We start from the raw sequence: 20,421 nt of genomic DNA on the forward strand, positions 1-20,421 counted from the left end.
AACGTCAGCTCATCCAGTTGCCGCCGTCGACATTGTAGGTCTGGGCGACGATGTAATCGGCATCGGACGAGGCAAGGAACACCGCCATCCCCGTCAGGTCGGCAGCGGTGCCCATCCGGCCAAAGGGAACGGCCGCGCCGACCTCGGCCTTCTTCTGGCCCGGGGCCTTGCCCTCGTAGCGCGCGAAGAAGGTATCGACGCCGTCCCAGTGTTCGCCATCCACCACGCCCGGCGCGATGGCGTTCACGTTGATGCCATGCGCGATCAGGTTCAGGCCCGCCGACTGCGTCAGGCTGATGACAGCGGCCTTGCTGGCGCAATAGACGGCGACCAGGGATTCCCCCCGGCGCCCGGCCTGGCTGGCCATGTTGATGATCCGCCCGCCTTTGCCGCGCGCGATCATCGACCGTGCCACGGCCTGCATCATGAACAGTGTGCCTTCGACATTGACCGAAAAGATGCGGTTGTAATCCTCGCGGGTGATCTCGGCCAGGGGAGCAGCGCTGAAGAGGGCGGCATTGTTGATCAGGATGTCGATCCCGCCAAAGGCCTCTTCCACCACCGTCACGCAGCGCTCGATGCTGTCGCGGTCGGTGACGTCCAGCGCCACGGCAATTGCGCCGTCGCCCAAGTCGCGCGCGGCGGCCTGGGCCGCCTGTTCATTGATGTCACAGATGGCGACCTGCGCCCCCTCGGCCAGATAGGCGCGCGCGAATTCCAGCCCGATGCCCCGCGCGGCACCGGTGATCAGCGCGGATTTTCTCGACAGCCTCATGCGATGCGGTCTCCGTTTTCGTCAAAGCGGTGGATGCGGTCTGGGTCCGGGGTCAGCCAGACCGTATCGCCATGATGCAGATCGATGTCGCCGCCCGCACGCACGGTAATGGTTTCGGCCAGGCCGGTGTCCTCGACATAGAAGAACGTGTCGCTGCCCAGATGCTCGCTGACGCCGACGCGGCCTTTCCATGTCCCCTCTGTCGCGGAAACACCGACATGTTCGGGACGGATGCCGATGGTGGTGGCGTCGAATTCGGCGGCCGGCGCGCCGGTCAGCAGGTTCATCCTGGGGCTGCCGATGAAGCCCGCGACGAACAGGTTCCGGGGCGCGCGATAGAGGTCCATCGGGCTGCCCACCTGCTCGATCCGGCCGGCCTGCAGCACCACGATCTTGTCGGCCATGGTCATCGCCTCGACCTGGTCATGGGTGACATAGACCATCGTCGTCCGAAGGCGGTTGTGCAGTTCGCTGATTTCCAGACGCATGCCGACGCGCAGGGCGGCGTCCAGGTTCGACAGCGGCTCGTCGAAGAGAAACGCCGAAGGTTCGCGCACGATGGCCCGCCCGATGGCCACGCGCTGCCGCTGGCCGCCCGACAGCTGGCCCGGGCGGCGGTCCAGATAGGCGGTCAGGTTCAGCGCCTTGGCCGCGGCCTCGATGCGACGATCCTGTTCGGCCTTGTCCAGGCCCGCCATGCGCATCGGAAAGGCGATGTTCTTTCTGACCGACATGTGCGGGTAGAGCGCGTAGGACTGAAAGACCATGGCCAGCCCGCGCTTGGCCGGCGGGGTATCGGTGGCGTCCTGGCCGTCGATCAGGATGCGCCCGCCCGACGTGTCCTCCAGCCCCGCGATCAGCCGCAGCAGGGTGGACTTGCCGCAGCCGGACGGCCCGACAAAGACCACGAATTCGCCGTCGCCGATGTCCAGGTCCAAGGGCGGGATGACCTCGACCTCGCCAAAGCGCTTGGTCACGTTCTCAAGGGTGATGCGTCCCATCATCGTCTCCTATTTCACGGCGCCGAAGGTCAGGCCGCGGACGAGTTGTTTCTGGCTGAACCAGCCCAGGATCAGGATCGGCGCGATGGCCATGGTCGAGGCCGCGCTGAGCTTGGCGTAGAACAGCCCCTCGGGCGATGAATAGCTGGCGATGAAGGCGGTCAGGGGCGCCGCCTTGGCGGCGGTCAGGTTCAGCGTCCAGAACGCCTCGTTCCAGGCCAGGATGATGTTCAGAAGCATGGTCGAGGCGATCCCCGGCACCGCCATCGGCGTCAGCACATAGAGGATTTCCGACCGCAGCCCGGCACCGTCCATGCGCGCGGCCTCCAGGATCTCACCGGGGATTTCGCGGAAATAGGTGTAAAGCATCCAGACGATGATCGGCAGGTTGATCAGCGTCAGCACCATGACCAGGCCGATGCGCGTGTCCAGAAGCCCCGTGTCGCGGAACAGCAGGTAGATCGGCACCAGCACCCCCACGGGCGGCAGCATCTTGGTGGACAGCATCCACATCAGCACGTCCTTGGTGCGCCTGCCCGGCACGAAGGCCATGGCCCAGGCCGCCGGGATCGCGATCGCCAGCCCGATCAGGGTCGAGCCGACCGAGATGACGACCGAGTTCCAGAAGTGCCGGAAATAGTCCGAACGCTCCTGCACGGTGACATAATTTTCCAGCGTCCAGTTGAAATTCAGGAAGCGGGGCGGGATGGCGATCGCGTCTGCCTCGGTCTTGAAGCTGGTCAGAACGGTCCAGAGGATCGGAAAGAAGATCAGCAGGCCGACGGTCCAGGCGATGACGGTCGTGACGGCCTTGCGGCGGGTGGTGACGGCACGGGGCATGATGATCTCCTATGCGTCGAGGTTCTTGCCGATCATCCGCATCAGGAAGATCGCCACGATATTGGCCAGGACAATCGCCACCACGCCGCCCGCGGAGCCCAGGCCCACGTCGAACTGCAGCAGCGACTGCATGTAGACCAGGAAGGTCAGGTTGGTGCTGGCCGTGCCCGGACCGCCATTGGTGGTCACCAGGATCTCGGCAAAGATGGACAGCAGGAAGATGGTCTGGATCAGGATGACGACGGTGATCGCCCGCGACAGGTGCGGCAGGGTGATGAACCAGAACCGCTTGAGGGGCGATGCGCCGTCCATCTCGGCCGCCTCCATCTGCTCGCTGTCCAGCGACTGCAGCGCCGTCAGCAGGATCAGCGCGGCGAAGGGCAGCCACTGCCAGGCCACGATCCCGATGATCGACGCCAGGGGCGCCTGAGTCAGGAAGTCATAGGGCTGCAGGCCGAACACCCGCGCCAGCCAAGCAAAGACGCCGTTCACCGGGTTCATGAACATGTTCTTCCAGACCAGCGCCGAGACGGTCGGCATCACGAAAAAGGGCGCCAGAACCAGCAGCCGCACGATCCCCTGCCCCCAGAAGGGCTGGTCCAGCAGCAGCGCGACCAGGATGCCGCCGATCACCGTGATGACCAGGACGCCGCCGACCAGCGCCAGCGTGTTGAACAGGGCCGCGCTGAAGGCCGGGTCGGTGAAGAAATAGCGATAGTTCTCGAACCCCGCCCAGCTCTCCATGCCCGGCATCAGCAGGTTGTAGCGCAGGAGCGAGAAGTAGAGCGTCATCGACAGCGGCACGATCATCCAGGCCAGCAGCAAGAGGACCGCGGGCGAGATCATCAGCCGGGCCGCGGTCCGGGATGCCTTGGTGGACATGGAAAAGCCCCTTCGTCGGGCGGCACGTCAGGTGTGCCGGGACAGGCGGGAAAAGGGCGGGCCACCCCGTTGCAGTCGAGGAAAGGCGGCCCGCCGAGGGAGGTTCGGCTTACTTGGGATAGCCCGCGCGGGTCATCTCGCGCGTGGTCAGGGCTTGGGCATTCGACAGCGCCTGTTCGGCGGTCGATTGTCCGGCCAGGGCGGCCGCGAACTGCTGGCCCACCGCGGTGCCGATCCCCTGGAATTCCGGGATGGCAACGAACTGGATGCCGGTATAGGGCACCGGATCCACGGTCGGCTGCGTCGGATCTGCGGCCTTGATGCTGTCCAAGGTCATCTTGGCGAAGGGGACCTTCTGGTATTCCGGGTTGTCATAGAGCGACTGACGGGTGCCCGGCGGGACGTTGGCCCAGCCCTCCTTTTCGGCGACCATGGCGGTATATTCCTTGGAGGTCGCCCAAGCGATGAACTCTTTCGCGGCATCGACCTTCTGGCTGCCGGCGGGAATGCCAAGCGACCAGGCCCACAGCCAGTTGCCGCGCTTGCCCAGGCCGTTGTCGGGCGCCAGGGCAAAGCCGACCTTGTCGGCCACGGTCGAATCCTCGGGGTTGGTCACGAAGCTGGCGGCGACCGTAGCGTCGATCCACATGCCGCACTTGCCCTGCTGGAACAGCGCCAGGTTCTCGTTGAAGCCGTTGTTCGCCGCGCCCGGAGGCCCGTATTCGTTCATCAGCATCAGGTAGTCGTCCAGCGCCGCCTTCCATTCGGGGCTGTCGAACTGGGGGTTCCACTCCTCGTCGAACCAGCGCGCGCCATAGCTGTTGGCCATCGCGGTCAGGAAGGCCATGTTCTCGCCCCAGCCTGCCTTGCCGCGCAGGCAGATGCCATAGACCTCGGCCTCCTTGTCGGTCATGGCGGCGGCGGCTTCCTTGATGAAGTCCCAGGTGGGTGCCTCGGGCATCTCCAGACCGGCCTCCTCCATCAGGTCGGTGCGGTACATCACCATCGAGCTTTCGCCATAGAAGGGCGCCGCATAGAGTTTGCCATCCACCGTCAGGCCATCGCGGATTGCCGGCAGCAGGTCGTCGACATCGTAATCGCCCGGCAGGTCGTTCAGCGGGACCAGCCAGTCCTGCGCGCCCCAGATCGGAACCTCGTAGGTGCCGATGGTCATCACGTCATACTGGCCGCCCTTGGTGGCGATGTCGGTGGTGACGCGCTGGCGCAGGACGTTTTCCTCCAGGGTGACCCATTCCAGCGCGATGTCGGGGTGTTTTTCGGTAAAGTCGGACGCCAGCGCCTGCATCCGGATCATGTCGCCGTTGTTCACGGTCGCGATGGTCAGCGTCACGTTGTCCTGTGCGGCGGCGATGCCGCCTGCGGCGCACAGGGCCGTAGCGCCCAGAAGGGCGCGCAAAGTGGTGCTCATGAAGTCCTCCCTTGGCGGTTGGGCATTTGCCCTTCCGATGGGCATATACTCAACCCCGGACACGATTCTGTCAACGGGCAGCTTCGGCGTCCCGAAAATTGGTGTTTCGATGGGGAAAGGGATCAGGCCAGCAGGCGCTCGGCGGTGGCCTCGGAGGTGATCAGGCCATTGATCAGCCGTCCGGTCAGTGCCGCGCGGATCGCCGGCAGCTTGGCCTGTCCCGAGGCGACCGCCATCACCGGACGCTCGCCTGCAGGGGGCAGGGGGGCCGAGGCCACGCGCCGGTTGAAGGCGCAGTCGATGATTTGGCCCCGCGCGTCATAGACCCAGCTGGTGATCTCTCCGACCGCGCCGGCACGGGCCAGTTCCTCCATCTCGGTGCGGCCCAGAAAGCCGTCCACATGCAGCGGCGCGGTCATGTCCATCTGGCCGATCCCCACCAGCGACAGGTCGGCCTGGGCGCACAGGCGGATGGTGTTCTGCGCGGCCTGCTGCTGCTGCATGGCCGCCAGTTCCTGCGCATCCCGCGCCAAAACTGGCAACGGATAGGGAAAATGCGGCGCCCCGATCCGTTCGGCCAGGCGGATGGTCGCGTTGTAAGGCGTGGCCGATCCGTCCTCCATCATGTTGCCAAGCCGCGAGACGACGACATGCTGTGGGCAAGCCATGCGGGGCAGCTGTTCCACCGTGGCGCGCAGGTTGCGGCCCGTCCCCAGGCTGACGATGCGGCGGTCGGGCGACTTCAGCACGCGCTCCAGTTCGGCGGCGGCGGCGATGGCGATGCCGGTCAGCAGGTCCGGTGCCTCGGGGTCCGAGGGCGCGACCTCGCAGGTGATCAGGTCAAAGCGGTCGCGCAGGGCGGCGGCCAGGTCCATGCAGCGCCCGATCGGGTGGTCCAGCCGCACCTTCACCAGCCGCTCGGACAGGGCCATCGCCACCAGGCGCTGCGCGGTCTGGCGGCTGACGCCCATCTTGCGCGCGATCTCGTCCTGGGTGTTTCCCGCGACGTAATAAAGCCAGCCGGCCCGGGCCGCGTCGTCCAGGCGGGTGGTTTCGGGCGTGAAGCGGTTCTGGCTCATGCCGGGGCGCCCTTGTCCAGCCGGGACAGCAGGCCCGGAAAATTTGCCCAGTCCGCAAAGCTTTTGGCGTCGTCCGGTGCCGGCTGGCCCGCCAGATGCGCGCCCCCCGCATAATGCAGCACCCGCATTCCGGCCGCGCGCGCGGCCTGAAGGCCGGGCATGCTGTCCTCGATGACCAGGGCATGCGCCGGGGCGCAGCCCATCTGCGCCGCCGCGAAGAGGAACAGGTCGGGCGCGGGCTTGCCATGCGCCACCTGGCTGGCGGTGAAGACATGGGGGCCAAAGCGTTCGGCCAGCCCCAGCACCTGCAGGGTGCGCGCCACCCGGGGCGGACTGGACGAGGTCGCGACACAGATGGGCCGCCCCGCCAGCCCCTCCAGCACCGGAAGAATGCCGGGCGTGGCGGTCAGGTCGGAGGCAAAGCGGTCCAGCAGGCGGCTGCGATAGGTCGCCTCGAAATCCGGCGGCAGGATGCGGGCAAAGCGCGTGCGGATCGTGGCGGCGACGGTGGGAAAGCTGCGGCCCAGGAAATCGCGCCGCACATCCTCCATGGTGATGGCGACACCCAGCTGCGCCAGCTGGTCGATCAGGACCTCGGCAGACAGGACTTCGCTGTCGGCAATCACGCCGTCGCAGTCAAAGATGATCAGGTCGACCCGCATCTTGCGCCCCTTTGCCATTTTCGGCAGCCATAGTCGCAATTTGGGTTCCGGGGAATAGCCGACATCTGCCGGGACATGAGGCAGGGATGTTCAACAAACTTGCCAGCTGTTGAACATGCCTGTATTCAACAGTTCTAACGATTGTTGAACAATGATGCCCCTGCGCCATTCCTCGCTTGCCCATGCGGCCTATCACGACCTGCTGCGATCGCTGCGGGACGAAGGGCTGCGCGACCTGCGCGGCACGCCCACGCTGGTGACGCGGAACGGGCGCGGCTACTGGTATGACAGCTTTCGCGTCGGAACCGAGGTGCGCAAGCGTTATCTGGGCGAGGACAGCCCGGACATGGCCGCCCACATGGCGGCGCTACGCGAGGATCTGGCGCCTGCGGAACAGCGTCGCCGCGATCGCGCGCGCCTGGTGCGGCTCTTGCGCGCCGAAGGTTTCCTGGGGCTGGACCCGACCAGCGGCAGCCTGATGGCGGCGCTGGCGGCGGCGGGCGTCTTTCGCCTTGGCGGCACGGTCGTCGGCACGCATGCCTTTCGGCTTTACGAGGGCGAGCTGAACCTGCGCCTGTCGCTGGAGCAGACCGCGCAGACCGACGATCTGGACATCGCCAGCTTTGAGCGCCTGTCGCTGGCGCTGGAGGATGCGGCCGCCCCGCCGGTCCAGCAGGTGCTGGCGGATTTCGACTTTGCCCCGGCGCCCAGCCTGGAACCCGGCCGCGCCTGGCGCTGGCGGCAGACCACGGGAAATGCGCTGGTCGAGTTCCTGACGCCCGCCTTTGGCGAGGAGGGGCTGCGCGACCTGCCGGCGCTCGGGGTTCAGGCCCAGGCCCTGCACCATCTGAACTACCTGATCGCTGAACCGGTCCCGGCGGCGATCCCCTATCGCAGCGGCGTGCTGGTGCAGGTGCCAAGGCCCGAGCGTTTTGCCATCCACAAGCTGATCGTGGCCGACCGCCGCCGCGCCGACGACCGGATGAAATCCGCCAAGGACCGGGCCCAAGCCGCCGTCCTGATCGAGATCCTGGCCCAGGATCGCCCCGAGGATCTGGCCGAAGCACTGGAGGATGCACGCGACCGTGGCCCGCGCTGGCGCGACCGCATCGACGCCAGCCTGTCGCGCCTGCCCGACACGGCCGCGCGGCTGGCCACCCTCTAGGGCTGCGCGACCTCGATCCGCGTTTGCCAGGCGTCGCAGGCCCGCGACAGGTCGCCGGGCAGCGGGCGGTCGGTGAACATGCAATCCAGTTCGGCCAGAGAGGCGATGCGTGCGGGCGCGCTGCGCGACAGCTTGGAGTGGTCGGCCACAAGGAAGGTGCGGCGTGACTGGCGCAGGATCGTCTGGCTGACGCCGACCTCCTGGATGTCGAAGTCCAGCAGGTCCCCGTCCCGGTCCAGCGCCGAGCAGCCGATGACCGCCAGGTCGAACTTGAACTGCCGGATGGTCTCGGCCGCAAGCGTGCCCACAAGGCCTCCATCGGCCCGGCGCAGGCTGCCCCCCGTCACGATCACGTCGCAATGCGGATTGGCGGCCAGGATATTGGCCACGTTCATGTTGTTGGTGACGACGAGGAGGTTGCGGTGGCCCAGCAGTTCGCGCGCCACCGCCTCGGTGCTGGTGCCGATGTTGAGAAACAGCGAGATGTTCTCGGGGACCTCGGCCGCGCAGGCACGGGCGATGTCGGTCTTGGCCGCGTGATGCAGGGCGCGGCGCTCTTCGTAGCCGATATTGGCGACGCCGGAGGGCAGGATGGCGCCGCCGTGGACACGCTCCAGCCGACCCATGTCCGCCAGTTCCGAAAGGTCGCGGCGGATGGTCTGCAGAGTGACGCCGAAATGCGTGGCCAGACCCTCGACCGTCACCTTGCCGTCGCGACGGGCGATCTCGAGGATCTCGGGCTGGCGGAAGGTCTGCGACATCAAAGGCACCTTTGGCTTTCTCCAGATGTGACACGCCAAGGACGAACAAGCAAGATGTTCGCTTTCGCGCGTTTCATGGTCGGAGCGCCGCTACGCTTAGTGAGAATCACCATGAATCGCTTTGATCCTGGCGCTGATACGGTCATCTACCCTGACCCAAAGTAGACTAACAGACTGAAATTTCATGATCCTGCCAAAATGAAAAGAAACGAAAACAAAGTTCTTTCTTTTTCGTTCGGGCTGAGGCAGAAATGGAGACGAGATGAAGGAGTCCCGATCCATGCCCGCGACCGCCGACAGCCCCGAACCCATGGCCGACCTGTTCGTGATCGGCGGCGGCATCAACGGCTGCGGCATTGCCCGGGATGCGGCGGGACGCGGGCTTTCGGTGACCCTGGCCGAGATGGGCGACCTGGCACAGGCGACGTCGTCGCAATCGACCAAGCTGTTTCACGGCGGCCTGCGCTACCTGGAATATTTCGAGTTCCGGCTGGTCCGCGAGGCGCTGATCGAGCGTGAGGTCCTGCTGCGCGCGATGCCCCATATCAGCTGGCCGATGCGCTTCGTGCTGCCCTATCACCCCGAGATGCGGTTTGAATCCGACACGCCCACCTCCAAGCTGCTGGGCGTGGTCATGCCTTGGATGAAGGGGCGCCGCCCGGCCTGGCTGATCCGGCTTGGCCTGTTCCTTTACGACAACCTGGGAGGCCGCAAGATCCTGCCCGGGACGCGGACCCTGTCGCTTGACGGCACCCCCGAGGGCGCGCCCCTGCAGGAACGCTTTCACCACGCCTATGAATATTCCGATTGCTGGGTCGAGGATTCGCGCCTTGTGGTGCTGAACGCGCGCGATGCCGAGGCGCGGGGCGCCCGGATCATGACCCGAACCAAGGTGATCTCGGCCGAGCGCGAGGGCGGGCTGTGGATCATCACGACGCAGGATGTCGAGAGCGGCGAGACACGGACCCATCGCGCGCGGATGCTGGTGAACGCAGGTGGCCCCTGGGTCGGCGACATCATCCAGAGCAAGATCCGCCTCAACTCGACCGAGGGCGTGCGGCTGGTACGCGGCTCGCATATCGTGACCCGCCGGCTTTACGACCATGACAAGTGCTATTTCTTCCAGGGTACCGACGGGCGGATCATCTTTGCGATCCCCTATGAGGGTGACTTTACCCTGATCGGGACCACGGATGCCGATCACGACGATCCGTCGCGCGCGCCCGAATGCACCCCGGAAGAGCGTGACTATCTGCTGCGCTTTGCCAGCCAGTATTTCCGCCAGACGCTGACGCCCGAGGATGTGGTCTGGACCTATTCCGGCGTGCGCCCCCTTTACGACGACGGCGCGCAGAGCGCCACGGCTGCAACCCGCGACTATACGCTGAAGGTCGATGAGACGGGCGGCGCGCCGGTGCTGAACGTCTTTGGCGGCAAGATCACGACCTATCGCCGGCTGGCGGAATCCGCGCTGGAGAAGATCGGCGCCCATTTCCCGGGGCTGGCGGGCCCCTGGACAAAGGGCAAGTCCCTGCCGGGCGGTGATTTTCCGGTGGACGGGGTCTATACCCTTGTCGCCGACCTGCAGGCGGCACATCCCTATCTGACGGCCAAATGGGCGCGGCGGATGGTGCGCGCCTATGGAACCGAGGCAGCCAGGATCCTGGCGGGGTCCAAGACGCCCGCCGATCTGGGGATCGATTTCGGCGCGACCTTGACCGAGGCCGAGGTCGTCTGGCTGATGGAGCATGAATACGCGCGGCGCGCCGAGGACGTGGTCTGGCGCCGCAGCAAGCTGGGGCTGCGCCTGGATCAGGGGCAGGTCGCGGCACTGGATGAATGGATGCGGGCCCGGAGAGGCCGAGCGACCGCCGCCGCCGAATAGGGCGGCGGTCGAGGGGAGGGAAGATGACATGACTTTGGAACTGAAGGGCGTCAGCAAGATCGTCGAGGGGCAGGTGCATATCCACCCCACCGATCTGACGCTGGAACGGGGCACGATGAACGTGCTGCTGGGTCCGACCCTGTCGGGCAAGACCTCGCTGATGCGGCTGATGGCGGGGCTGGACCGGCCCGCCGCCGGCAAGGTGATCTGGGAAGGTCAGGACGTGACCGGCATGCGGGTGCAGGACCGCAGGGTCGCGATGGTGTATCAGCAGTTCGTGAACTATCCGGCCATGACGGTATTCGACAACATCGCCTCGCCCCTGCGGCTGATGGGCGTGGACCGGGCCGAGATCGACCGCCGCGTGCGCGAGACAGCCGAGATGATGCGCCTGACGCCCATGCTGGAACGCAAGCCGCTGGAACTGTCGGGCGGCCAGCAGCAGCGCTGCGCCCTGGCCCGCGCGCTGGTCAAGAATGCCGGGCTGGTCCTGCTGGACGAGCCGCTGGCCAACCTGGATTACAAGCTGCGCGAGGAGCTGCGCGTCGAGATCCCGCGCATCTTCGAGGCTTCGGGCGCGATCTTTGTCTATGCCACCACCGAACCCGAGGAGGCGCTGCTGCTGGGCGGCAATACCGCGACGCTGTGGGAGGGGCGGGTGACGCAGTTCGGGCCGACGCCGCATGTCTATCGCCAGCCCGTCGATGCTACCACGGCACGGGTGTTTTCTGACCCGCCGATGAACTTCCTGCCGGTGACGAAAGTGGGCGGGCAGCTGACCTTCGGGGACGGGCAGGGGGTGCCGGCGGCCACGTTGGCAGGCCTGGCGGACGGCAGCTATCTGGCGGGTTTCCGGCCCAACCACCTAGAGATCCGGCAGAACGCGCCCGACGCAATCCGCTTTGAGCCCAGGCTGGTCGTGACCGAGCTGACCGGGTCCGAGACCTTCATCCACCTGGACCATCACGGCCAGCGATGGGTGGGCCTGATCCACGGTGTCCACGACCTGCCTCTGGGCCGGTCGCTGCCGGTCTGGCTGGAGCCGCGCCACATCTACATCTTCGACGAGGATGGCCGTCTGGTCACCCCCGCCGCCTATGCCGCTGCCGCCTGAGGAGGAGGGGACGATGGCCAAGATCACGCTGGACAACCTTGCGCATTCCTATCTGCCCGACCCCAAGGGGCCGCAGGATTACGCGCTGAAGGAACTGAACCACGATTGGGAGGACGGCGCCGCCTATGCGCTGCTGGGCTCGTCGGGCTGCGGGAAATCGACCCTGCTGAATATCATCTCGGGGCTGCTGATCCCGTCGCAGGGGCGCATCCTGTTCGACGGGGTGGACGTGACCCGGGCGCCCACGGCCGAACGCAACATCGCGCAGGTGTTCCAGTTCCCGGTCGTCTATGACACGATGACGGTGCGCGACAACCTGGCCTTCCCGCTGCGCAACCGGGGCCGTCCCGAAGCCTATGTCACCGAGCGCGTTGCCGAAATCGCGGCCATGATCGGCATGGAGCACATGCTGGACCGCAAGGCCCGCGGCCTGACCGCCGATGCCAAGCAGAAGATCAGTCTGGGGCGCGGGATGGTCCGCAAGGACGTCAACGCGCTGCTGTTCGACGAGCCGCTGACCGTCATCGACCCGCACATGAAGTGGGAATTGCGCACTCAGCTGAAGAAGCTGCACCATGACTTCGGCCACACGATGATCTACGTGACCCATGACCAGACCGAGGCGCTGACTTTCGCAGACAAGGTGGTGGTCATGTATGACGGCCGCGTGGTCCAGATCGGCACGCCGGAAGAACTGTTCGACCGGCCCGAGCATACCTTTGTCGGCTATTTCATCGGCTCGCCGGGCATGAACCTGCTGCCGGCCAAGATCGACGGGCGGCAGGCGCTGGTCCCGGGCGGGACGACCGCGCTGTCGGGCAGCTATTCCGGCCTGTCGGGCAATGTCCAGATCGGCGTGCGCCCCGAACATGTGAGACTGTCCCGCGACGAGGGGCTGCCCGTGACCATCCGCCGGATCGAGGACGTGGGCCGCCACCGCATCATCCGCGCGGACCTGATGGGCCACGATCTGAACATCATCGCGCCCGAGGACCAGGCGATCGGATCCGACATGACCCGCGCGGTCTTTGATCCGGCCCGCGTCAACGTCTACGCCGACGACTGGCGCGTCAAGGCCGCCTGAGGGCGCCCGAGGGAGGGGAAAAACATGGATAAGACGGTCAACCACAAGGCCTGGTTCCTGGTCCTGCCGGTGCTGGTGCTGGTCGCGTTCTCGGCGGTGATCCCGCTGATGACGGTGGTCAACTATGCCTTTCAGGACACGTTCGGGAACAACGTCTTCTTCTGGAACGGACTGGGATGGTTCGAGGATCTTCTGGCCTCGCCCCGGATGTGGAACGCGCTGGTTCGCCAGCTTGTCTTCTCGGCCATCATCATCGCGATCGAGATCCCGCTTGGCATCTTCGTGGCGCTGAACATGCCCAAGCGCGGGGCATGGGCCAGCCTGGTGCTGGTTCTGATGTCGCTGCCGCTGCTGATCCCGTGGAACGTCGTCGGCACGATCTGGCAGATCTTCGGACGCGTCGACATCGGACTCTTGGGCTATACGCTGGACGCCCTGGGCATCGACTACAACTATACCCAGAACCCCATCCATGCCTGGGTCACGGTGATCGTGATGGATGTCTGGCACTGGACGTCGCTGGTCGCGCTGCTGGCCTATGCGGGGCTGCAGTCGATCCCCGACGCCTATTACCAGGCGGCCAAGATCGACCAGGCCAGCCGCTGGAAGGTCTTCCGCTATATCGAGCTGCCCAAGATGGCGGGCGTGCTGATGATCGCCGTGCTGCTGCGCTTCATGGACAGCTTCATGATCTATACCGAGCCCTTCGTGGTCACCGGCGGCGGTCCCGGCAATGCGACGACCTTCCTGTCGATCGACTTGGTGAAGATGGCGCTTGGACAGTTCGACCTCGGCCCCGCCGCCGCGTTCTCGCTGATGTATTTCCTGGTCATCCTGCTGATATCCTGGGTGTTCTACACCGTGATGACCAATCTGGACAAACGGGGAGGCTGACATGACCGCAACCGCCACTAATTCCGCCACCACCGCCCACCGCAGCCGCGCCATGCCGCGCGTCAAGGGCAGCGCGATCGTGATGGGCCTTTATCTGCTGTTCCTGATGCTGCCGATCTACTGGCTGATCAACATGAGCCTGAAGACCAATGCCGAGATCACCGGCACCTTCAGCCTGTGGCCGCAAAACCTGACCTTCAGGAACTACGTCACCATTCTGACCGATCCCAGCTGGTACATGGGTTACGTGAACAGTCTGATCTATGTGGTCATGAACACGGTGATTTCCGTGGCCGTGGCCCTGCCGGCGGCCTATGCTTTCAGCCGCTATCACTTCATGGGCGACAAGCACCTGTTCTTCTGGCTGCTGACCAACCGCATGGCACCGCCCGCCGTCTTTGCGCTGCCGTTCTTCCAACTCTATTCGTCCGTTGGCCTTTTCGACACGCATATCGCGGTGGCGCTGGCGCATTGCCTGTTCAACGTGCCGCTGGCCGTCTGGATCCTGGAGGGCTTCATGCGCGGCGTGCCCAAGGAGATCGACGAGACCGCCTATATCGACGGCTACAGCTTTGGCCGGTTCTTCACAAAGATCTTCATGCCGCTGATCTCGTCGGGAATAGGTGTTGCCGCCTTCTTCTGCTTCATGTTCTCTTGGGTCGAGCTGCTGCTGTCGCGCACCCTGACCTCGGTCGATGCCAAACCGATCGCGGCCACCATGACGCGGACGCAGGGCGCGTCGGGGGTCGATTGGGGCGTCTTGGCGGCAGCGGGGGTCCTGACCATCGTGCCGGGTGCCCTGGTCATCTATTTCGTGCGCAACTACATCGCCAAGGGCTTTGCCCTGGGCCGCGTCTGAGGGAGCGACATCATGAGTTGGATGGCCTGGACCACCCCCACCGCACTGTTCTTTGTCACCATCGCCGGCCTGCTGATCGTCTTTACGATCCTGGCGATCCGCTTTCCCGAGACCCCGCGCCACGGCGTGCTGGGGATCGAGACGACGCGGGGCGACCGCCTGTTCATCACGCTTCTGGGCTCTGCCTTCATCAACCTGGCCTGGCTGGGGATGATGGGGGCGGCAATGCAGCCCTGGGCGCTGCTGATCTGCCTGATCTATGCTGCCGCCGTCTTCCGGTGGGTGTGATCGGGCACGGCCTGCGGGGGTGAGGGGTCCCGCAGGCCTGCTGAAGAACCTCGAATGACTGAGCTCCCAGGGAGGGAAACATGAACCTGAAACTTCTGTCCACAACGGCGGTGCTGCTGGCGCTCAGCGGCCCGGCCTTCGCCGACATCGAGGCCGCGCGCGCCTTCCTCGACAAGGAGATCGGCGACCAGTCCGTGCTGACCCGCGACGAGCAGGAAGCCGAGATGCAGTGGTTCATCGACGCGGCCGAGCCCTTCAAGGGCATGTCGATCAACGTCGTGTCGGAGACCATCACCACGCATGAATACGAAAGCCGCGTCCTGGCGCCGGCCTTCACCGCCATCACCGGCATCGAGGTCACCCATGACCTGATCGGCGAGGGCGACGTCGTCGAGAAGCTGCAGACCCAGATGCAGACCGGCGAGAACGTCTATGACATGTACATCAACGACGCCGACCTGATCGGCACCCACTGGCGCTATCAGCAGGTGCGCAACATCACCGACTGGATGGCCGGAGAGGGCGCCGAGGTCACCAACCCGAACCTGGACCTGGACGACTTCATCGGCCTGGCCTCGGCCACGGGTCCCGACGACAAGCTCTACCAGCTGCCGGTCCAGCAGTTCGCCAACCTCTACTGGTTCCGCCACGACTGGTTCACCGATCCCGAGATCATGGCCGAGTTCCGTGCCGAATACGGCTATGACCTGGGCGTCCCGGTCAACTGGTCGGCCTATGAGGACATCGCCAAGTTCTTCACCGGGCGCGAGATCGACGGACAGCAGGTCTATGGCAACATGGACTATGGCAAGAAGGACCCTTCGCTCGGCTGGCGCTTCACCGATGCCTGGATGTCGATGGCGGGCATGGGCGACAAGGGAGAGCCCAACGGCTTTCCGGTCGACGAATGGGGCATCCGCGTCAACGAGAACTATCAGCCGGTCGGATCCTGCGTGGCCCGCGGCGGCGCCACCAACAGCCCGGCCGCCGTCTATGCGATCGAGAAATACATCGACTGGCTGAAGAACTACACGCCCCCCGCGGCTGCCGGCATGACCTTCAGCGAGGCCGGTCCGGTGCCCGCGCAGGGCAACATCGCCCAGCAGATGTTCTGGTACACCGCCTTCACCGCCGACATGGTCAAGGAAGGCCTGCCGGTCATGAACGAGGACGGCACGCCGAAATGGCGCATGGCCCCCTCGCCCTATGGCGCCTATTGGGAAGAGGGCATGAAGGTCGGCTATCAGGACGTGGGGGCCGCCACGCTGATGAAGTCCACCCCGGTCGACCGCGCGCAGGCCGCCTGGCTCTATGCGCAGTTCATCGTCTCCAAGACCGTGGACACGAAGAAAAGCCATGTCGGCTTGACCTTTGTGCGCGACAGTTCGATCCGGCACGAAAGCTTCACCGAACGCGCGCCGAAGCTGGGCGGCCTGATCGAGTTCTATCGCTCGCCCGACCGGACCCGCTGGTCGGACACCGGCCTGAACGTCCCGGACTATCCGCGCCTGGCGCAGCTGTGGTGGCAGAACATCGGGGACGCCTCCTCGGGTGCCAAGACCGCGCAGGAGGCGCTGGACGCGCTTTGCGAACAGCAGGAATCCGTGCTGGAGCGTCTGGAGCGTTCGGGCGTCCAAGGCGACCTGGGGCCGGTCCTGAACGACCCGGAGGACCCGCAGGTCTGGCTGGAGCGCGAAGGCGCGCCCAAGCCCAAGCTGGAGAACGAAAAGCCCGCGCCGGTCACCATCGCCTATGAGGACCTGATCAAGCGCTGGCAGGAATGATCCCGCGGCGCTGACCATTCGGGGGCGCGGGAAACCGCGCCCCCTGTTCGTGACGAAAGGACCGCCCATGACCCATATCCTTGCCATCGACCAGGGCACGACGTCGTCCCGCGCCATCATCTTTGACGACAGGATGACCCCCTGCGCCAGCGCGCAGGAGGAGTTCCCGCAGCATTTCCCGCGCTCGGGCTGGGTGGAACATGATCCGGCCGATCTCTGGGCCAGCGTCGCCGCCACCTGCCGCGCCGCGATCGAGAAATGCGGCAACCCGCAGCTGACCGCCATCGGCATCACCAACCAGCGCGAGACTGTGGTGGTCTGGGATCGCAAAACCGGCAAGCCCGTCCACAACGCCATCGTCTGGCAGGACCGCCGCACGGCCGAATTCTGCCGCGAGCTGGAGGCGGCGGGCCATGCCGACATGATCACGACCCGCACCGGGCTACTAGTCGATCCCTATTTCTCAGCCACCAAGCTGAAATGGATCCTAGATAACGTCGACGGCGCGCGGGCGCGGGCGGAACAGGGCGAACTGGCTTTTGGCACCGTGGACAGTTGGCTGATCTGGAACCTGACTGGCGGCGCGGTTCATGTGACCGATGCCACGAACGCCGCCCGCACGATGCTGTATGACATTCACAAGGGCCGATGGTCCGCCACGATCTGCGGCCTTTTCGACATTCCCATGTCGATGCTGCCCGAGGTGCGCGACTGCTCGGCCGATTTCGGCACCACACGCCCCGACCTGTTCGGCCGGCCGGTGCCCATCACGGGCGTGGCGGGCGACCAGCAGGCCGCCACCGTGGGCCAGGCCTGCTTCAAGCCGGGGATGCTGAAATCCACCTATGGCACGGGTTGCTTTGCGCTGCTGAACACCGGCGACAAGCCAGTGGCCTCGTCGCAGCGGCTGCTGACCACCATCGCCTACCAGCTGGACGGCAAGCCGACCTATGCCCTGGAAGGGTCGATCTTCATCGCCGGCGCGGTCGTGCAATGGCTGCGCGACGGGCTGAAGATCATCCGCGACGCCAAGGAGACGCAGCCTTTGGCCGAACGCGCCGATCCGGGCCAGCGGGTGATCCTGGTCCCGGCCTTCACCGGTCTTGGCGCGCCCTACTGGTCGCCCGACAGCCGCGGCGCGATCTATGGGCTGACCCGCAATTCGGGCCCCGCGGAACTGGCGCGCGCCGCGCTGGAGAGCGTGGGCTTTCAGACGCGCGACCTGCTGGAGGCGATGAAGGTCGACTGGCAGCCGCGCGGAGAGACGGCGCTGCGCGTCGATGGCGGGATGAGCGCGTCGGACTGGGCCATGCAGTTCCTGGCCGACATCCTCGGCGCGCCCGTGGACCGGCCCAAGGTGACGGAGACGACCGCCCTAGGCGCGGCCTGGCTGGCCGGGCAAAAGGCGGGGCTTTATCCCGATGCCGAAGGCTTTGCCAAGGAATGGGCGCTTGACCGCAGCTTTGCCCCGCAGATGGAGGACAGCGACCGCGACGCCCGCTATGAGGCCTGGCGCCGGGCCGTCAGGGCAACGATGAGCCTGTGACGCAGGCGCAGGGCAGGAACTGATCATGCACAAGGTGATCCTGGACAGCGACCCCGGCGTGGATGATGCGCTGGCGCTTTATTACCTCATCCGGCATCCGGACATCGACCTGCTGGGGGTGACGACGGTCTTTGGCAACGCATCGGTGGGCATCACGACGCGCAATGCGCGCTTTCTGCTGAAGGCCTGGGGCCATGACGCACCCGTCCATCCCGGCGCCGCCGGGCCGCTGACCTTGGACATGCCGCCCGAGGCGTATCCCGTCCATATCCATGGCGAGAACGGGTTGGGCGGCTATCCCGTTTCCGATGAGGCAGTAGACCAGCCCGAAAGTGCCGCGCAATTCCTGATCGACCAGGTCCGCGCGAACCCGGGGCAGGTGCGCATCCTGGCCGTAGGGCGCATGACCAACCTGGCCCGTGCCCTGCAGCTGGCGCCCGACATCGCCGGTCTGGTCGCCGATGTCGTGATCATGGGCGGTGCCTTCCGCGTCCCCGGCAACGTCACCCCGGCGGCCGAGGCCAATATCTGGGGCGATCCCCTGGCGGCGGACATCGTCTTCGGTGCGCCCTGGCGGGTGACGGCCATCCCGCTGGACCTGACCACCCGCACCTTCATGACCCGTGGCATGCTGGCACGGCTTGCAGCTGAAGGAGGACCGGGCATGCAGCTGATCGCCGACCTGTCGCAGGACTATGTCGGGTTTTACGCGCAATCGGGCTATGACGGGATGCTGGTCCATGATTGCACCGCCGCCGTCTACCTGACGGATCCCGGCCTGTTCGACCTGGCCCAAGGCGAGGTCCGGGTCCTCAGCCAGGGGATCGCCCTGGGGCTGACCCTGATGAATCCGGTCACGCGCCACGGGCCCCTGGCCGCGTGGGACGGTCGTCCCCGCCAGTTCGCGGCTGTTGACGGACAGCCCGACGCCATCCTGTCGCACATCGCGCGCACCTGCGTCGGGAGTTAACCCTGTCGGAACGATGGCGCGCGATTGTCCCTCCTGATCGAACACAGAGCGCGGAATTTCGCGTCTAATCGGCGCCGCTACATCCACTTATCTGACAGTCATCGAAACGACACATGTCGATGACCAAGGAGATATGACGATGAAAGCTCTTGTGCTTGCAATGACCGCCCTGACCCTCGCCACCGGTGCCGCCAGCGCCGCCACCGGTTCGAACGAGCGCCCCGAATTCACCGCTCCGGCGAAGGCTGCCGAAACGGTCCAGGTTCCCGCGGGCAGTGTCATGACCACCCGCGAACTGGTGCAGGCGGGACTGTCGGCTGATGACCTGGTGACGATCACCCGGATCAACACCACCGAACAGACCGCCAGCATTGATAATTCCAGCCGCGGCTTCTACTGATCGCGTCAGGGGTACCGACCCTTCGGGGCCGCCGGGCCGCCACCCTTCGGGGCTGGCGGCCTTGCCTTGTTCGGGCCCTGCCCACGGCCGCATGACGGAATTTATGATGGACATCAAGGCGCTGCGCAGCTTTGCCGCGATCATGGAAGAGGGCAGCTTTGCCGCTGCGGCCCGCCGGATCGGCGTCTCGAAAAGCATGTGCAGCAAGATGATCGCCGATCTTGAGGCCGATCTGGGCACGCGGCTTTTGACGCGGACGACCCGCGCCGTGACCCCGACCGCCGCCGGCCAAAGCTTTTATGCCGAGATCAGCGACATCCTGGCGCGTCTGGACGCCGCGACCGAGGGGGTAAGGGCCGCCTCCAAGCGGCCGTCGGGGCCGCTGAAGCTGGGCGCGCCGGTGCAATATGCGCTGAGGGTCTTTCAGCCGCACCTGATGCGCTTCATGGAGGAATACCCCGACATCCAGCTGGACGTCGTTCTGGATGACAGCCGCGCCGACCTGACCCGCGACGGCTTTGACGCCGTCATCCGTGTCGGATCGCTGGAGGACAGCGCCCTGCTGGCCCGGCGCCTGCATGATGCGCGCATCATGCTGGTCGCATCGCCCGGCTATGTCGCGCAGCATGGCAGCCCGGCACGACCTTCGGAGCTGCGCAACCACCTGTGCCTGCACTATACCAACCTGCGCGGCCCCGGCACCTGGCCGCTGCGCCAGGGGGACGAGGTCGTCTACCAGAAGATCACGCCCGCCTTTTCCAGCAACAACGGGGAGCTGTTGCGGGGTCTGGCCGTAGGGGGCAAGGGCATCGCGCTGACGCCGGAATTCCAGGTGGCCGAGGACTTGGCCCAGGGGCGGCTGGTCCCGGTGATGGCCGACTATGCGCTGCCCCGGGTGCCGGTCCATGTGGTCTATTCCAGCCGCAAGCTGGTCACTGCCGCGCTGGCCGCCTTCCTCGATTTCGTCGGCCGGCTGCACCTGGATTGAAGGGGACAAAACGCC

General features: G+C 65.7%; 20 protein-coding genes. 12 read left to right on the forward strand and 8 right to left on the reverse strand.

Features of this window, described 5'->3' with window-relative positions; translation table 11 throughout:
- Positions 1-4: 4 nt before the first annotated feature.
- From ACNR9W_RS16275 to ACNR9W_RS16305, 7 genes are all read right to left on the reverse strand, one after another.
- Complete coding sequence (locus ACNR9W_RS16275; RefSeq protein ID WP_419269753.1) at positions 5-775, reverse strand: L-iditol 2-dehydrogenase; 771 nt, start codon at positions 773-775, stop codon at positions 5-7.
- Positions 772-1,776, reverse strand: coding sequence for an ABC transporter ATP-binding protein (locus tag ACNR9W_RS16280; RefSeq protein ID WP_419269751.1), 1,005 nt, complete (start codon positions 1,774-1,776; stop codon positions 772-774). Before ACNR9W_RS16280 ends, ACNR9W_RS16275 begins: the two co-directional genes overlap by 4 nt.
- Positions 1,777-1,785: 9 nt before the next feature.
- Positions 1,786-2,616 carry a carbohydrate ABC transporter permease gene (locus tag ACNR9W_RS16285; protein ID WP_419269749.1) on the reverse strand — a complete coding sequence of 277 codons (831 nt, stop codon included), beginning with the start codon at positions 2,614-2,616 and terminating at the stop codon, positions 1,786-1,788.
- Between the two features lie 9 nt (positions 2,617-2,625).
- Entirely contained in the window at positions 2,626-3,498 is an 873-nt protein-coding gene (locus tag ACNR9W_RS16290; protein ID WP_419269747.1) for a carbohydrate ABC transporter permease, read from the reverse strand.
- A gap of 109 nt (positions 3,499-3,607) precedes the next feature.
- Entirely contained in the window at positions 3,608-4,927 is a 1,320-nt protein-coding gene (locus tag ACNR9W_RS16295; protein ID WP_419269745.1) for an ABC transporter substrate-binding protein, read from the reverse strand.
- A 122-nt stretch (positions 4,928-5,049) separates the two neighbouring features.
- Positions 5,050-6,006 carry a sugar-binding transcriptional regulator gene (locus ACNR9W_RS16300; protein WP_419269744.1) on the reverse strand — a complete coding sequence of 319 codons (957 nt, stop codon included), beginning with the start codon at positions 6,004-6,006 and terminating at the stop codon, positions 5,050-5,052.
- A complete protein-coding gene (locus tag ACNR9W_RS16305; RefSeq protein ID WP_419269742.1) occupies positions 6,003-6,668 on the reverse strand; it encodes an HAD family hydrolase in 666 nt (221 codons plus the stop codon). Before ACNR9W_RS16305 ends, ACNR9W_RS16300 begins: the two co-directional genes overlap by 4 nt.
- Positions 6,669-6,822: 154 nt before the next feature.
- On the opposite strand from ACNR9W_RS16305, the gene ACNR9W_RS16310 reads away from it, so the two are divergent.
- Positions 6,823-7,833: a nucleotidyltransferase family protein gene (locus tag ACNR9W_RS16310; protein ID WP_458478823.1), complete on the forward strand. Its 1,011-nt coding sequence runs from the start codon at positions 6,823-6,825 to the stop codon at positions 7,831-7,833.
- Here ACNR9W_RS16310 and ACNR9W_RS16315 read toward each other — a convergent pair.
- Complete coding sequence (locus ACNR9W_RS16315; RefSeq protein ID WP_419269739.1) at positions 7,830-8,594, reverse strand: DeoR/GlpR family DNA-binding transcription regulator; 765 nt, start codon at positions 8,592-8,594, stop codon at positions 7,830-7,832. The genes ACNR9W_RS16310 and ACNR9W_RS16315 overlap by 4 nt on opposite strands.
- 280 nt (positions 8,595-8,874) lie before the next feature.
- Between ACNR9W_RS16315 and glpD the strand changes: the two genes are divergently transcribed.
- From glpD to ACNR9W_RS16370, 11 genes are all read left to right on the forward strand, one after another.
- Complete coding sequence (gene glpD, locus ACNR9W_RS16320; RefSeq protein WP_419269737.1) at positions 8,875-10,479, forward strand: glycerol-3-phosphate dehydrogenase; 1,605 nt, start codon at positions 8,875-8,877, stop codon at positions 10,477-10,479.
- Between the two features lie 28 nt (positions 10,480-10,507).
- On the forward strand, positions 10,508-11,593 hold the full coding sequence (locus ACNR9W_RS16325; protein ID WP_419269735.1) for an ABC transporter ATP-binding protein: 1,086 nt from the start codon (positions 10,508-10,510) through the stop codon (positions 11,591-11,593).
- A gap of 13 nt (positions 11,594-11,606) precedes the next feature.
- Complete coding sequence (locus tag ACNR9W_RS16330; RefSeq protein WP_419269733.1) at positions 11,607-12,677, forward strand: ABC transporter ATP-binding protein; 1,071 nt, start codon at positions 11,607-11,609, stop codon at positions 12,675-12,677.
- Between the two features lie 24 nt (positions 12,678-12,701).
- On the forward strand, positions 12,702-13,571 hold the full coding sequence (locus tag ACNR9W_RS16335) for a carbohydrate ABC transporter permease (protein WP_419269731.1): 870 nt from the start codon (positions 12,702-12,704) through the stop codon (positions 13,569-13,571).
- Position 13,572: 1 nt separating this feature from the next.
- Complete coding sequence (locus tag ACNR9W_RS16340) at positions 13,573-14,430, forward strand: carbohydrate ABC transporter permease (RefSeq protein WP_419269730.1); 858 nt, start codon at positions 13,573-13,575, stop codon at positions 14,428-14,430.
- Between the two features lie 12 nt (positions 14,431-14,442).
- Positions 14,443-14,718: a DUF2160 domain-containing protein gene (locus ACNR9W_RS16345; RefSeq protein ID WP_419269729.1), complete on the forward strand. Its 276-nt coding sequence runs from the start codon at positions 14,443-14,445 to the stop codon at positions 14,716-14,718.
- Positions 14,719-14,798: 80 nt separating this feature from the next.
- Positions 14,799-16,502, forward strand: coding sequence for an ABC transporter substrate-binding protein (locus tag ACNR9W_RS16350; protein ID WP_419269727.1), 1,704 nt, complete (start codon positions 14,799-14,801; stop codon positions 16,500-16,502).
- A gap of 67 nt (positions 16,503-16,569) precedes the next feature.
- Positions 16,570-18,048 carry a glycerol kinase GlpK gene (glpK, locus tag ACNR9W_RS16355; RefSeq protein ID WP_419269725.1) on the forward strand — a complete coding sequence of 493 codons (1,479 nt, stop codon included), beginning with the start codon at positions 16,570-16,572 and terminating at the stop codon, positions 18,046-18,048.
- Between the two features lie 25 nt (positions 18,049-18,073).
- Positions 18,074-19,018 carry a nucleoside hydrolase gene (locus tag ACNR9W_RS16360; protein ID WP_419269723.1) on the forward strand — a complete coding sequence of 315 codons (945 nt, stop codon included), beginning with the start codon at positions 18,074-18,076 and terminating at the stop codon, positions 19,016-19,018.
- 139 nt (positions 19,019-19,157) lie between these two features.
- Positions 19,158-19,418: a hypothetical protein gene (locus ACNR9W_RS16365; protein WP_419269721.1), complete on the forward strand. Its 261-nt coding sequence runs from the start codon at positions 19,158-19,160 to the stop codon at positions 19,416-19,418.
- A gap of 91 nt (positions 19,419-19,509) precedes the next feature.
- Positions 19,510-20,406, forward strand: a complete 897-nt coding sequence (locus tag ACNR9W_RS16370) for a LysR family transcriptional regulator (RefSeq protein WP_419269719.1) — start codon at positions 19,510-19,512, stop codon at positions 20,404-20,406.
- Positions 20,407-20,421: the final 15 nt, after the last annotated feature.

The sequence above is a fragment of the Paracoccus sp. T5 genome, assembly GCF_048538155.2.
Lineage (GTDB): Bacteria > Pseudomonadota > Alphaproteobacteria > Rhodobacterales > Rhodobacteraceae > Paracoccus.

Coding starts and splice junctions, on each gene's coding strand:
- ACNR9W_RS16275 (WP_419269753.1), bottom strand. CDS start 775: ATGAGGCTGTCGAGAAAATCCGCGCTGATCACCGGTGCCGCGCGGGGC.
- ACNR9W_RS16280 (WP_419269751.1), bottom strand. CDS start 1,776: ATGGGACGCATCACCCTTGAGAACGTGACCAAGCGCTTTGGCGAGGTC.
- ACNR9W_RS16285 (WP_419269749.1), bottom strand. CDS start 2,616: ATGCCCCGTGCCGTCACCACCCGCCGCAAGGCCGTCACGACCGTCATC.
- ACNR9W_RS16290 (WP_419269747.1), bottom strand. CDS start 3,498: ATGTCCACCAAGGCATCCCGGACCGCGGCCCGGCTGATGATCTCGCCC.
- ACNR9W_RS16295 (WP_419269745.1), bottom strand. CDS start 4,927: ATGAGCACCACTTTGCGCGCCCTTCTGGGCGCTACGGCCCTGTGCGCC.
- ACNR9W_RS16300 (WP_419269744.1), bottom strand. CDS start 6,006: ATGAGCCAGAACCGCTTCACGCCCGAAACCACCCGCCTGGACGACGCG.
- ACNR9W_RS16305 (WP_419269742.1), bottom strand. CDS start 6,668: ATGCGGGTCGACCTGATCATCTTTGACTGCGACGGCGTGATTGCCGAC.
- ACNR9W_RS16310 (WP_458478823.1), top strand. CDS start 6,823: ATGCCCCTGCGCCATTCCTCGCTTGCCCATGCGGCCTATCACGACCTG.
- ACNR9W_RS16315 (WP_419269739.1), bottom strand. CDS start 8,594: ATGTCGCAGACCTTCCGCCAGCCCGAGATCCTCGAGATCGCCCGTCGC.
- glpD (WP_419269737.1), top strand. CDS start 8,875: ATGCCCGCGACCGCCGACAGCCCCGAACCCATGGCCGACCTGTTCGTG.
- ACNR9W_RS16325 (WP_419269735.1), top strand. CDS start 10,508: ATGACTTTGGAACTGAAGGGCGTCAGCAAGATCGTCGAGGGGCAGGTG.
- ACNR9W_RS16330 (WP_419269733.1), top strand. CDS start 11,607: ATGGCCAAGATCACGCTGGACAACCTTGCGCATTCCTATCTGCCCGAC.
- ACNR9W_RS16335 (WP_419269731.1), top strand. CDS start 12,702: ATGGATAAGACGGTCAACCACAAGGCCTGGTTCCTGGTCCTGCCGGTG.
- ACNR9W_RS16340 (WP_419269730.1), top strand. CDS start 13,573: ATGACCGCAACCGCCACTAATTCCGCCACCACCGCCCACCGCAGCCGC.
- ACNR9W_RS16345 (WP_419269729.1), top strand. CDS start 14,443: ATGAGTTGGATGGCCTGGACCACCCCCACCGCACTGTTCTTTGTCACC.
- ACNR9W_RS16350 (WP_419269727.1), top strand. CDS start 14,799: ATGAACCTGAAACTTCTGTCCACAACGGCGGTGCTGCTGGCGCTCAGC.
- glpK (WP_419269725.1), top strand. CDS start 16,570: ATGACCCATATCCTTGCCATCGACCAGGGCACGACGTCGTCCCGCGCC.
- ACNR9W_RS16360 (WP_419269723.1), top strand. CDS start 18,074: ATGCACAAGGTGATCCTGGACAGCGACCCCGGCGTGGATGATGCGCTG.
- ACNR9W_RS16365 (WP_419269721.1), top strand. CDS start 19,158: ATGAAAGCTCTTGTGCTTGCAATGACCGCCCTGACCCTCGCCACCGGT.
- ACNR9W_RS16370 (WP_419269719.1), top strand. CDS start 19,510: ATGACGGAATTTATGATGGACATCAAGGCGCTGCGCAGCTTTGCCGCG.